Source organism: Shimia aestuarii, from assembly GCF_900114635.1.
In the GTDB taxonomy this organism is placed as follows: Bacteria; Pseudomonadota; Alphaproteobacteria; order Rhodobacterales; family Rhodobacteraceae; genus Shimia; species Shimia aestuarii.
Window position 1 is genome coordinate 43,626 of sequence record NZ_FOTQ01000013.1, and the last position, 11,650, is coordinate 55,275.

An 11,650-nucleotide genomic window follows, 5' to 3' on the forward strand; every position below is an offset into this window, starting at 1 on the left:
AACATCTTGAGAGGATGTAAACTATGAAATTCCTGGACCTTGCCAAGGTTTACATCCGTTCAGGCGGCGGCGGGGGCGGCTGTGTGTCGTTTCGGCGCGAAAAGTACATCGAATATGGCGGACCGGATGGCGGCGACGGCGGCAATGGCGGCTCGGTCTGGGCCGAAGCGGTCGAAGGGCTGAACACGCTGATCGACTTCCGCTATCAGCAGCATTTCTTTGCCCGCAGCGGTCAGCCGGGGCGCGGACAACAACGCACCGGGGCAAGCGGCGACGACATCGTGCTGCGTGTGCCGGTCGGCACGGAAATTCTCGACGAAGATCAGGAAACGCTGATCGCCGACCTGACCGAAGTGGGGCAGCGGGTATTGCTGGCCAAGGGCGGCAATGGCGGCTTTGGCAACCTGCATTTCAAATCGGCCACCAACCAGGCGCCGCGCCGCGCGAATCCGGGGCAGGAGGGCGTCGAACGTACGATCTGGCTGCGCCTCAAGCTGATTGCCGATGTGGGGCTTCTGGGCCTGCCCAACGCGGGCAAGTCGACCTTTTTGGCCGCGACATCGAATGCCCGCCCCAAGATCGCGGATTACCCGTTCACAACTCTGCATCCCAACCTTGGGGTCGTGGGGGTCGACGGGGTTGAATTCGTGGTTGCGGATATTCCGGGCCTGATCGAAGGCGCCTCGGAAGGGCGTGGCCTTGGCGATCTGTTCCTTGGCCATGTCGAACGCTGCGCGGTGCTCTTGCACTTGGTTGACGGTACTTCCGGCACGCTGCTTGAGGACTATAAGACCATCGTGCAAGAGATTGGCAATTATGCACAAATTCTTGCCGACAAACCGCGCGTGACGGTCCTGAATAAGATTGACTCGCTTGATGAAGAAGAGCGCGCTTTCCTCAGGGAAGAACTTGAGGCGGTGGCCGGTACCAAGGTGTTACTGATGTCGGGGGCGTCGGGTGAAGGCACGGTGGATGTGCTGCGCGCCCTGCGCCGCGAGATCGACGAAGACCGCCTGCGTCAGACCAAATCCGACGAGGAGGACGCGCCTTGGCAACCCTGAGCGGGGCAAAACGGGTTGTGGTCAAGATCGGCTCCGCCTTGCTGGTGGACCGGAACAGCGGCGATTTGCGCCGTGACTGGTTGATTGCCCTGGCCGAGGACGTGGCCATGCTCAAGGCGCGCGGCACGGACGTGATTCTGGTTTCATCCGGCTCGATTGCATTGGGGCGCGGGGTTCTCGGTCTGCCACGCAGTGAACTGCCGCTGGAACAGTCTCAGGCCGCCGCCGCCGTGGGACAAATCCGTCTGGCGCGCGCCTATGAAGAGGTTCTGGCGCCGCATGACATCAAGACGGCGCAGGTTCTGGTGACGCTGGAGGACAGCGCCAACCGCCGCCGTTATCTCAATTCCCGCGCCACGCTCGAGGCGCTTCTGAGCTTTGGCGTCGTGCCGATCGTGAACGAGAACGATACCGTTGCCACGGACGAAATCCGCTATGGAGACAATGACCGCCTGGCGGCGCAGGTGGCGCTGACCACCGGGGCGGATCAGTTGATTCTGCTCTCTGATGTGGACGGATTTTATTCGGACAACCCGATGACCAACCCGCACGCGCGCCGCTTTGATGTGATCGATGACATTACGCCCGAGATCGAGGAAATGGCGGGCGAGGGCACCTCGGGTCTGTCCAAGGGCGGCATGATCACCAAGCTTTTTGCCGCCAAGACCGCAACGGCGGGCGGCTGTGCGATGGCCATCACCGAAGGCAGCGCCCTGCGCCCGCTTTCTGCACTGGAGAACGGGGCCAATGCCACGTGGTTCACGGCCCAGGGCACGCCGCAACTGGCGCGCAAACGCTGGATCGGGTCGATGAAACCCAAGGGCGAAATCACCGTCGACGCCGGCGCCGCCCGCGCGCTCAAAAAAGGCAACAGCCTACTCAGCGCCGGGGTTCGCGTGGTGAGCGGTGCTTTCGGGCGCGGCGATCCGGTGGCGATCCTGGACGCCGAGGGGCACAAGATGGGGCAGGGGCTGGTTGCCTATGCCGCGGACGAGGCCGCCGCGATCAAGGGCGCGCATTCATCTCAGATTGAAGCCATTCTTGGCTATCCGGGGCGTACCGCTCTGATCCACCGGGACGACATGGCCCTCTGATCTGCATTTTGCTAAAAATACTCACGCCGTAGGCATCCCGCATTCTCAACTCGCGAAAGGTCAATACCGATGAAAGACATCGCAGATATCCCCGCTCTCATGGCTCAGATTGGCGCCAATGCCAAAGCAGCAAGCGCGGAACTGGCCTTTGCCCCAGCCGAGGCCAAGACCAAGGCGCTCAACGCCGCCGCCGATGCGGTCTGGGCCAATCGCGCCGAGATCATCGCGGCGAATGCCAAGGATATGGAGTTTGGCCGCGAAAAAGGTCTGTCGGCGGCGATGATGGACCGCCTGATGCTGGACGAAGCACGCATTCAGGGCATCGTGGATGGCTTGCGCGCGGTTGCGGGTCAGGATGATCCGGTGGGCGAGGTTCTGACCGAATGGGACATGCCGTCGGGCCTGCATATCAAACGCGTGCGCACACCGTTGGGCGTTGTCGGCGTGATCTATGAAAGCCGCCCCAACGTGACGGCAGATGCGGGGGCGCTGTGCCTCAAGTCCGGCAATGCGGTGATCCTGCGCGGCGGCTCGGAGAGCTTTCATTCCTCGGGGGCGATCCATGCCTGTCTTGTCGAAGGTCTCAAGGCCGCTGGCCTGCCGGAAACGGCGATCCAGCTCGTGCCGACGCGCGACCGCGCGGCGGTGCAGGAATTGTTGACCATGGTCGACACCGTGGACGTGATCGTGCCGCGCGGCGGCAAAGGGCTGGTGGGGCTGGTTCAGCGTGAAGCGCGGGTGCCGGTCTTTGCCCATCTGGAAGGCATCGTGCATGTCTATCTTGATGCGGCCGCCGATCCGCAAAGGGCGCTTGATGTGGTGATGAATGCCAAGACCCGGCGTACCGGGATTTGTGGCGCGGCCGAATGCCTTTTGATCCACGAAAGCCTTGTCGACACGATCGGGCAGGGCGTGTTGCGCGCGCTGATCGACGCCGGGGTGCGGGTGCATGCCGATGAGACCCTGCAAAAAATCGATGGCACGGTTCCGGCAACTGCCGAGGATTGGGGCAAGGAATATCTCGACATGGATATTGCCGCGCGCGTTGTGCCCAACGTGGATGCGGCAATTGCCCATATCCGCCAACACGGATCAAACCACACCGATTGCATCCTCACCGAGGATGACGCCACCGCCGCCCGCTTCTTTGAGCGGCTCGACAGCGCGATCCTGATGCGCAACGCCTCGACCCAGTTCGCGGACGGGGGCGAGTTCGGCATGGGCGCTGAGATCGGGATTGCGACGGGCAAGATGCACGCGCGCGGACCCGTTGGCGCGGCGCAATTGACCAGCTTCAAATACCTGGTTGAGGGCGACGGTACGACCCGCGCCTAAAAACGCAAGGTCAGGCGGGTTTCGGTGTGCTCTACCGAAATCTGCCGATCGTGGTCTGATGCTACCAGTGGAAAGAGGGCAAATTGCACATGGGCCGGGATCACCCGGTCCGGCGCCTGTCCGCGGGTGATCGGTTCCCACAGGTCCGGGTCGACCTTGAGCGCACGACCTTCTCCAAAAAGAGACCAGCCCGCCGAGTCGTGGCAGATTGAGACCAATCCTCCATAGGGCAGGGCGGTTTCCATGCACATGAAGGCCAGAAAGGCCAATCGCAGATCCGTGCGTTCCACGGCCCCCTGAACCGTCCAGTCAATCTGCAGCCGTGCCCCCACAGAAATCCCGTCAAGAATCGATTGGATCTCACGCTCGCTGACCATTTGCTCTGAACCCGACAGCCCGAAGGCAATCCGAAAGAAGCGAATGCGCGCATTGGCGTTGCCGACACTTTCGCTGATCAGGTCGAGCTCAGGGCCCGGCTGGCCTCCAGTCAGGCCGATGAGTTCCAAACCATTCCCGATGGCCCCCACGGGGCTGATCAGGTCGTGGCAGATTCGAGAGCCTACCAATCCGGCGATTTCGGCAGTATCAGTCATGCCAAACACTCCTGCGCAAGGGAAACCCTGATGGACGATCTGAACGCTTTCCTCGAACCCGGCATGTTGGTGACACATCCCGAACGGCCCGATTGGGGGCTGGGACAGGTGCAATCCAATATTGGTGGCAAGATCACCGTAAATTTCAGAGAAGCGGGAAAAGTCGTCATAGATGGGTCTCGGGTAATGCTGATGCCAGCAAGTGAGTAGCAAAGTGCTTAAGATACCGTTCACACAACCTTGGGTAGAGATTATTTGAGTCCGCACGCGCACACAAGAGCCGGCAGTTGCTTTCATCGTTGCGGCTGATAAAAGGCGCAAACTGTTTCAAAAGTGACGCACCAATGAGCCGACCCGAACCCGATTTCCACCTGAAGCTGGTCGAGACCGACGCTGAGCTGCAAGCGGCGCAGCGGTTACGGTACAGGGTCTTTGTCGAGGAACTGGGCGGCGCGGGGCCGATGGTGGATCATGCGACCCAGCTTGAAAAAGATCGGTTTGATCCGTTCTTCGACCACTTGATCCTGATCGACAGGGCATTGGCGGCTGAGCCGATTGATCAGGTCGTAGGGGTCTATCGGCTTTTGCGGCAGGAAGCTGCGAACGAGATCGGGCAGTTCTACTCGGAAGACGAATATGATCTTGGCGTACTCAAGGGCTCGGGACGTAAGCTGCTCGAGTTGGGGCGGTCTTGTCTGCATGCCGATTATCGTGGCGGCGCGGCGATGTTTCACCTCTGGAACGGATTGGCCGATTACGTGGCCGAGCACGAGATTGAAGTGCTGTTTGGCGTCGCCAGTTTTCACGGTACCGATATTGACGCGTTGGCACAGCCGCTTTCGCTTTTACATGCCCGTCATCTTGCGCCCGATGATCTGCGGGTGCGCGCACAGCCGTCGCATTTCCAAAGGATGGATCTGATCCCCGAAGACCAGATCGACCGGCGGGCCGCGATGCTGCAGGTGCCGGCGCTGATCAAGGCGTATTTACGCCTTGGCGGTTTCGTGGGGGAGGGGGCGTTTATCGACCATCCCTTTAACACGACGGATGTGTGTCTGATCATGGATACGGCGCGGATGAACGCCAAGAACGCTGCACTTTATACCAAGGGGCGGACGCTTTGAGCCGGGAGTGGGATGAACCGGCGGGTTACCCGGTCTGGCCACCGATCATGCTGCTGGGATGGCTGCGTGTCGCATTGCGCGGGCTGGTTCTGGCGGTGCTGGTCTTTGGCTGTCTTCTGATCCTGTTGCTTGTGCGACTGGTGGAAAAGCCGATTTACGGGCTGCATCGCCCCTGGACGCCATGGATCACGCAGTTTGTTTGTCGCAACGCGTTCCGCATTCTGGGTATGGGGTTTTCGGCCCGTGGGGAACTGATGACAGAGCGCGGCGCCGTAGTGGCCAACCATTCCTCGTGGCTCGACATCTTTGCTCTGAACGCGCGCAAACGGATCTATTTCGTGTCCAAGGCCGAAGTGGCGAAATGGCCCGGTATCGGCTGGCTAGCCAAGGCGACCGGCACCGTGTTCATCAATCGTGACCCCAAGGAGGCCCGCGCCCAGAAAGAGGTTTTCGAGGCGCGGCTACTGGCGGGGCACAAGCTTTTGTTTTTTCCAGAAGGGACGAGCACCGACGCGATCCGTGTGTTGCCGTTCAAGCCGACGCTGTTTGCAGCCTTTTTCGCTCCGGAGCTGCGTGACGTCCTGCATGTGCAACCGGTCACGGTGCTCTACCACGCGCCTGATGGGCAAGAGCCGCGGTTCTATGGCTGGTGGGGGGAAATGGATTTCGGCCCCCACCTGCTGCAGGTGCTGGCCGCGCGCAAGCAGGGTCGCGTGGAGCTGATCTATCACCCGCCAGTGGCGGTGCGGGATTTTGCCAACCGCAAGGCGCTGGCCGCGCATTGCGAGGCCGTGATCCGCGCCGGGCACAGCATTGCCGCCGCGCAGGACGATCAGAAGGTGATGTGAGCGCCGATCTGCACGATGTCGGCATCGCGATAAGTTGTCGGCGTACCGTCGGAATAGGAAAAGCGGCGATACCCGGCAAAGAGATCAAGGTTCACGCGCTCGATGCGCTGCATCACGCCAAGGCCCCACATCCGGCTTTCCGCGCCTTTGGTGACGTAATCGCTTCCCTGATGGGTTTCGGCGTAGAACCGGGTTGTGCCAAGCTGCGAGAATGACGCGTTCCAGCCGCCCTTGACCCAGACATAGGACGCGTTGGTGCCCCGTCCGTCACGCCCTGAGGCGACGGTGAGGTTCAACCCGGTGTTGGTATCCAGAACGGCCAGGGAGCCAGCGGTGGTGTATTTTGTCCCACCGCCCGAGACATCAACATAATTGTTGCCGATCCCGGCCTGCACCCGGAGCGCGCCAAAGTCTTGTTTGTAGCGCAAGGCAATGTCGTAATAGGTGTCATCGACGCCATCCTTGAGCACTTCGATGCCATAGGCCATGGCAAGCGAAAACCCGTTCAGATCCGGCGTGTCATAGCGCAGGCGAAACTGACGATCTCCGTCGAAACTGTCAAAACTGTCGCGCAGCGTGACCGTTGAAAGCGCGACGCCCGTGGTGCGGAAGATATATGAGCCGCCCATTTCGTCGATGTTGGACTTGGCCACCACCGTTGTCTTGGCCAGATCCAGTTCGGCAATGCTGTCGGTGGCCATCGACCCCTGACCCAGCCGCAGCTTGCCCCAATCCGCTTCATAGATCAGCTGAACCTGTCGCAGCGCCGTCTTGTCCCAGCCAAAGAAGTCAGGCGTGTTGATCTGGCTGAAGGATTTGGACGGGCTGAGCGCAAGGCCCGTTTCGAATTGAAATGACAGACCCTGAGACGCGCCGTTCTGTTTCAAATAGAACCCGACCCGACTTGTCGAGGTGGACATGTCGACGATGTTCGCGGTGGTCGTTTGCCCGTCATCAAAGGACTGGTAGGCGAGGTTGAAGCGGCCATAGGGGGCAAAACGCCAGCCATTGCCAAACGCGCTTTCTGGCAGGCCAAATTCGGATGCCTGCGCCATCGGTGACGTCAGCGTGGCTATGGCCGCGATCAAGAAAGGCGCGTTCCGCATGCAAAGACTTTCGTGTACTGCACACCCAAAAGTGCGCCTGAATGCGGGTATTTCACCTGATTTCCCCCGATTGCGCAAATACCAATAAAATAAATGCGCAACCGGGCAAACAGCGCTTGTCAATGCCGCATGGCTCAGGTAAAGCCCCCGCATTCAAACCCGCAGGCGGGGTTTGGGTCGGGCAGGGGAGACATCCCTGTCAATCCGCCGGTTGGGACCACATGGTCCTCACTTCACCCCGCCAAGGCGTAAACCGGAAAAGGAAAATTAGCATGGCTCTTCCCGAGTTCACCATGCGCCAGCTGCTCGAAGCAGGCGTACACTTTGGCCACCAGACTCAGCGTTGGAACCCCCGCATGGGCGAGTTCATCTATGGCGCACGCAACGGCATCCACATCATGGACCTGACCCAGACCGTTCCCATGCTGGACGCGGCTCTGAACGCAGTGCGTGAAACCGTTGCCAAGGGCGGTCGCGTTCTGTTCGTCGGCACCAAGCGCCAGGCAGCTGGCCCGATCGCAGACGCAGCCGAAAAATCGGCTCAGTACTACATGAACCACCGCTGGCTGGGCGGCACGCTCACCAACTGGAAAACCGTTTCGCAGTCGATCAACCGTCTGAAGGAAATCGACGAAAAGATGGCAAACGGCGCCGAAGGCCTGACCAAGAAAGAGCGTCTTGGCATGGAGCGTGACCAGGACAAGCTGCAGGCGTCGCTGGGCGGTATCCGTGACATGGGCGGCGTTCCTGACCTGCTCTTCGTCATCGATGTGAAAAAAGAAGCTCTGGCCGTTGCCGAAGCCAACAAGCTGGGCATCCCGGTTGTGGCCGTGGTTGACACCAACTGCTCGCCGGACGGTGTGGACTACATCATCCCCGGTAACGACGACGCAGCCCGCGCGATCTCGCTTTATTGTGACCTGGCAGCGCGCGCCGCGCTGGACGGCATGACTGCACAGATGGGTGCCGCCGGTGTCGACCTGGGTGCTTTCGAAGAAGCCCCAATGGAAGAAGTTGTCGCCGAAGAGGCCGCCGAAGCTCCGGCCGAAGCGTAACAATTCTGATACGAGGGCAGGGTAGTCCCGCCCTCGTGACCCAGTCTTGAATTCAGCGGAACCGGCTCTCATATCGGGGTCTTCGCGTTTCGCATTAACACCTAGGAGAACCAAGATGGCGATTACTGCTGCAATGGTTAAAGAACTGCGCGAGATGACCGGCGCAGGCATGATGGACGCAAAAAAAGCGCTGACCGAAACCGACGGCGATCAGGAAGCGGCGATTGACTGGCTGCGCACCAAAGGTCTGGCGAAAGCGGCAAAGAAATCGGGCCGTATCGCAGCCGAAGGTCTGGTGGCCGTGAAGGTTGATGGCGGCAAGGGCGTTGCCGTTGAAGTGAACTCGGAAACCGACTTTGTCGGCAAGAACGCCGACTTCCAGAAGATGGTTGGCGGGATTGTTGACGTTGCCCTGACCGTGGACAACACCGAAGCGCTGCTCGACGCTGACATGGGCGGCAAATCCGTCAAGGACGTCGTGACCGACGCCGTTGCGACCATTGGCGAGAACATGTCGGTGCGCCGCATGGCGACCGTCGAAGGTGACTCTGTTGTCTCCTATGTCCACAACCCGGCCACCGCCGGCATGGGCAAGATCGGTGTTCTGGTTGCGCTGAAAGGTGGCGACGAGGCATTCGGCAAGCAGGTTGCAATGCACATCGCAGCGGCCAACCCGCAGTCGCTGTCCGAAGCCGACCTGGACCCGGCTGTTGTCGAGAAAGAGAAAAACGTTCAGATCGAGATCGCACGTGAATCGGGCAAGCCCGAGCAGGTGATCGAGAAGATGATCGTCGGCCGCATGAAGAAATTCATGGCCGAAGTCACCCTGCTGGGTCAGAGCTTTGTGATCAACCCCGACCTGACCGTGGAAGCCGCGGCCAAGGAAGCAGGTGCCGAGATCGTTGGTTACGTCCGCATGGAAGTGGGTGAAGGCATCGAGAAGAAAGAAGAAGACTTTGCTGCGGAAGTGGCAAAGGCGGCTCAGGGCTAAGCCCCGACACAGTCTTCTGTTCAAAGAACCGCCCGTGCAGATACTGCGCGGGCGGATTTTATTTGTGCGGTTGCGCGCGTGCGCACTTGATCCTCGTTGCGCTAAAAAAACGGCGCCGCACGAGGCGACGCCGTTTCCATTCCCGGCCTCCATAACATGGGGATGAGGAGACCCGCAGAAAAATCGGCCGATGGTCAAAATAGGCCATCAAACCGATGCCGGATTGGCTACCGGTCGACACACAGAGCCCCACAATTACGGGGGTAAGCGCCGATTTGTTCCAAAGGCCAAAGCCACCACTCACGGAACAATGCCAAAATGACATGTAAACCCTGTGGTAAACAAGTCAGGTATACCCTACTTTTGACGCTACTATGCGTCAAACATGACCATCTGGCAAGTAAATCTGGTGCATGAACGACGCTTTCAGCAACGCTTGCGCTGTTGTTTCCACGTTCATCGCCTCTCGGGCGAGTCGCAGGTGCTTTTCCACGGTGGCAGGTGTACGTCCGATCAGCATCGCGATGTCCTGAATCGTCTTACCGTCTCCGACCCATTCCAACACTTCACGCTGTCGTTTCGTCAGTTCCCGTTCCGGATTGGAATAGGGCAAGGAGTGGATCTTGAGGTGGGTGATATTGTTGATCAGTTCGATTTCACGCCCGTTACGGGCCCAGATTTCGTCGACATCGTCCTGATTGAGACCTTCGCGCGCCACAAGCGAGATCGCACCCTTGGTACGGGAAGACACGGCGGGAAAGCTGATCGCGTAACCGGCGTTCAGTCCGAATTGCCGGTTGATCTCAAGCACGCGCATTTGATCTGCGTCCAACTCTCCGTTTTCCAGGGCACTTTGCACGATGTTCCAGCTCTTGGAGCCGGAGTTGTGCAACGTCCAATCCATCATGGGGCCGTGAAAATAGAGCTGCTCTCCGAGAAACTTGTCGAGATACGCGCGCTTGTGGTTTGAAAGAATGAAGAAATCTTCCACGTCACCGAGCGAGACACCGCTGCGGAAATTGGTGTAGCCATAGAGGAGACGGTCAAAGCCATAGCCACTCATGCGCATGAGATGCATATCCCAGAGGGATTCGAGGCTCGTTTCGTTCATAACGGCTTCGATGTGTTCCAGCGTATCGCGCATTTGGGCTGATGACCTCTGTCGTATTTATTGAGTAATCCCAAGCCAAGGGTCGAAATACTTAATAAAGGAAACATCTTTTTACTGTCTAGCGATACTTTTGAACCCGCGGAGGCGCCGTGGTTTATGTGCATATATAGATAATAACATAATATGTCTTATGCGTATATAAGTGATGGATTGGTGCGCGCTACCTTCAAGTGCGACTCCTATTAGAAAACAATGAGTTATCTAATGAGGAGATTGTGCCATGGGAGCTGTTTACACGCAACTGAGCATTGAGGAACGCCGCAGAATCGAACGCTGGCGACATGCTAAGGTCCCTGTTCGCGAGATGGCGCGTGTGCTGAAGCGCTCGAAAGCCACGATCCACCGCGAGATCAAGCGGAACTTTTTCAGCGATGAATGCATGCCTAAGTGTGACGGCTACTATGGTGCTGCCGCCCATCTGATGGCAGCCGATCGGCGTGCGCGGCAGCGCAAGCTGATCCGCTATCCGCAATTGCTCAAAAGAGTTGTGGAACGGCTCAAGCATGGGTGGACGCCTGAACAGATCGGCAACCGAATGATCTATGAAGGCGCAAGGCTGCGCGTCTGTCAGGAAACGATCTACCGGTACATCTATTCCAAGGAAGGCATGGCGCAGGAGCTGTGGTGGTATCTGCCAAACCACCGCAAGTATCGCCGTCCCCGCCGTGCCAGGGAACGCCAGGCGCCCAAGTTTGACCGCGATGTCAGCATCCTGTTCCGTCCGGATGATGTTGCCCATCGCCGCCAGTTCGGCCACTGGGAAGGCGATTTGATGCTGTTCAAACAGAGCCTTGGGCAATCGAACGTCACATCGCTGGTCGAGCGGGTCAGCCGGTTCACGGTGCTGCTGAAGAACCCGAACAAACGAACCAAACCCGTCATGGGCAAGATTATGAAAGCGGTGCGTGACCTGCCCCACCTGGCGCGCAAATCTATCACCTTCGACCGCGGCACCGAGTTCGTCAGCTGGCCGCACCTTCAGGCCGAGATCGGAACGCAGACGTGGTTCTGTGACCCCTCCTCGCCTTGGCAGAAAGGCACTGTCGAGAACACCAATCGCCGGGTTCGAAGATGGCTGCCCCGAAAACACGACATCACGGCCGTCTCAGACCACGAACTGAAACAGATCTGCGACCGGCTCAACAACACGCCCCGAAAATGCCTCGGGTGGAAAACGCCAGCGGAGGTCTTCAGGGAAAAGATGATGGTGGAACTCGGCCGATCTCCCTACCCTCGAAGGCAATAGGAGTCGCAGTTCAACTATCGCTCACA

General features: G+C 59.1%; 12 protein-coding genes. 9 read left to right on the top strand and 3 right to left on the bottom strand.

The window, feature by feature from the left end; translation table 11 throughout:
- The first annotated feature begins 23 nt into the window (after positions 1–23).
- From obgE to BMZ35_RS19370, 3 genes are all read left to right on the top strand, one after another.
- A complete protein-coding gene (gene obgE / locus BMZ35_RS19360) occupies positions 24–1,061 on the top strand; it encodes a GTPase ObgE (protein WP_093096763.1) in 1,038 nt (345 codons plus the stop codon).
- A complete protein-coding gene (gene proB / locus BMZ35_RS19365; protein ID WP_093096765.1) occupies positions 1,049–2,155 on the top strand; it encodes a glutamate 5-kinase in 1,107 nt (368 codons plus the stop codon). The genes obgE and proB overlap by 13 nt, the downstream gene beginning before the upstream one ends.
- Before the next feature lie 69 nt (positions 2,156–2,224).
- On the top strand, positions 2,225–3,490 hold the full coding sequence (locus BMZ35_RS19370) for a glutamate-5-semialdehyde dehydrogenase (RefSeq protein WP_093096768.1): 1,266 nt from the start codon (positions 2,225–2,227) through the stop codon (positions 3,488–3,490).
- Here BMZ35_RS19370 and BMZ35_RS19375 read toward each other — a convergent pair.
- On the bottom strand, positions 3,487–4,083 hold the full coding sequence (locus tag BMZ35_RS19375) for a histidine phosphotransferase family protein (RefSeq protein WP_093096770.1): 597 nt from the start codon (positions 4,081–4,083) through the stop codon (positions 3,487–3,489). The genes BMZ35_RS19370 and BMZ35_RS19375 overlap by 4 nt on opposite strands.
- A 30-nt stretch (positions 4,084–4,113) precedes the next feature.
- On the opposite strand from BMZ35_RS19375, the gene BMZ35_RS19380 reads away from it, so the two are divergent.
- From BMZ35_RS19380 to olsA, 3 genes are all read left to right on the top strand, one after another.
- Positions 4,114–4,293: a DUF3553 domain-containing protein gene (locus BMZ35_RS19380; protein WP_093096773.1), complete on the top strand. Its 180-nt coding sequence runs from the start codon at positions 4,114–4,116 to the stop codon at positions 4,291–4,293.
- A 134-nt stretch (positions 4,294–4,427) separates the two neighbouring features.
- The gene (gene olsB / locus BMZ35_RS19385) at positions 4,428–5,207 is read left to right on the top strand and encodes an L-ornithine N(alpha)-acyltransferase (RefSeq protein ID WP_093096775.1); all 780 of its coding nucleotides are present in this window, start codon (positions 4,428–4,430) and stop codon (positions 5,205–5,207) included.
- Positions 5,204–6,055: a lyso-ornithine lipid O-acyltransferase gene (gene olsA, locus BMZ35_RS19390; protein WP_479725470.1), complete on the top strand. Its 852-nt coding sequence runs from the start codon at positions 5,204–5,206 to the stop codon at positions 6,053–6,055. Before olsB ends, olsA begins: the two co-directional genes overlap by 4 nt.
- On the opposite strand, the gene BMZ35_RS19395 is transcribed toward olsA, so the two are convergent.
- Positions 6,040–7,314, bottom strand: a complete 1,275-nt coding sequence (locus BMZ35_RS19395; RefSeq protein WP_093096778.1) for a porin — start codon at positions 7,312–7,314, stop codon at positions 6,040–6,042. The genes olsA and BMZ35_RS19395 overlap by 16 nt on opposite strands.
- A gap of 119 nt (positions 7,315–7,433) precedes the next feature.
- Here BMZ35_RS19395 and rpsB point away from each other — a divergent pair, with 119 nt between their 5' ends.
- Complete coding sequence (gene rpsB, locus BMZ35_RS19400; protein ID WP_093096780.1) at positions 7,434–8,216, top strand: 30S ribosomal protein S2; 783 nt, start codon at positions 7,434–7,436, stop codon at positions 8,214–8,216.
- Positions 8,217–8,331: 115 nt separating this feature from the next.
- Positions 8,332–9,207, top strand: coding sequence for a translation elongation factor Ts (gene tsf, locus BMZ35_RS19405; RefSeq protein WP_093096783.1), 876 nt, complete (start codon positions 8,332–8,334; stop codon positions 9,205–9,207).
- A gap of 379 nt (positions 9,208–9,586) precedes the next feature.
- Here the strand turns inward: tsf and BMZ35_RS19410 are convergent, their stop codons facing one another.
- Complete coding sequence (locus BMZ35_RS19410) at positions 9,587–10,351, bottom strand: LuxR family transcriptional regulator (RefSeq protein WP_093096785.1); 765 nt, start codon at positions 10,349–10,351, stop codon at positions 9,587–9,589.
- 247 nt (positions 10,352–10,598) lie between these two features.
- Here BMZ35_RS19410 and BMZ35_RS19415 point away from each other — a divergent pair, with 247 nt between their 5' ends.
- Positions 10,599–11,624 carry an IS30 family transposase gene (locus tag BMZ35_RS19415; protein ID WP_093094197.1) on the top strand — a complete coding sequence of 342 codons (1,026 nt, stop codon included), beginning with the start codon at positions 10,599–10,601 and terminating at the stop codon, positions 11,622–11,624.
- The last annotated feature ends 26 nt before the right edge of the window (positions 11,625–11,650 follow it).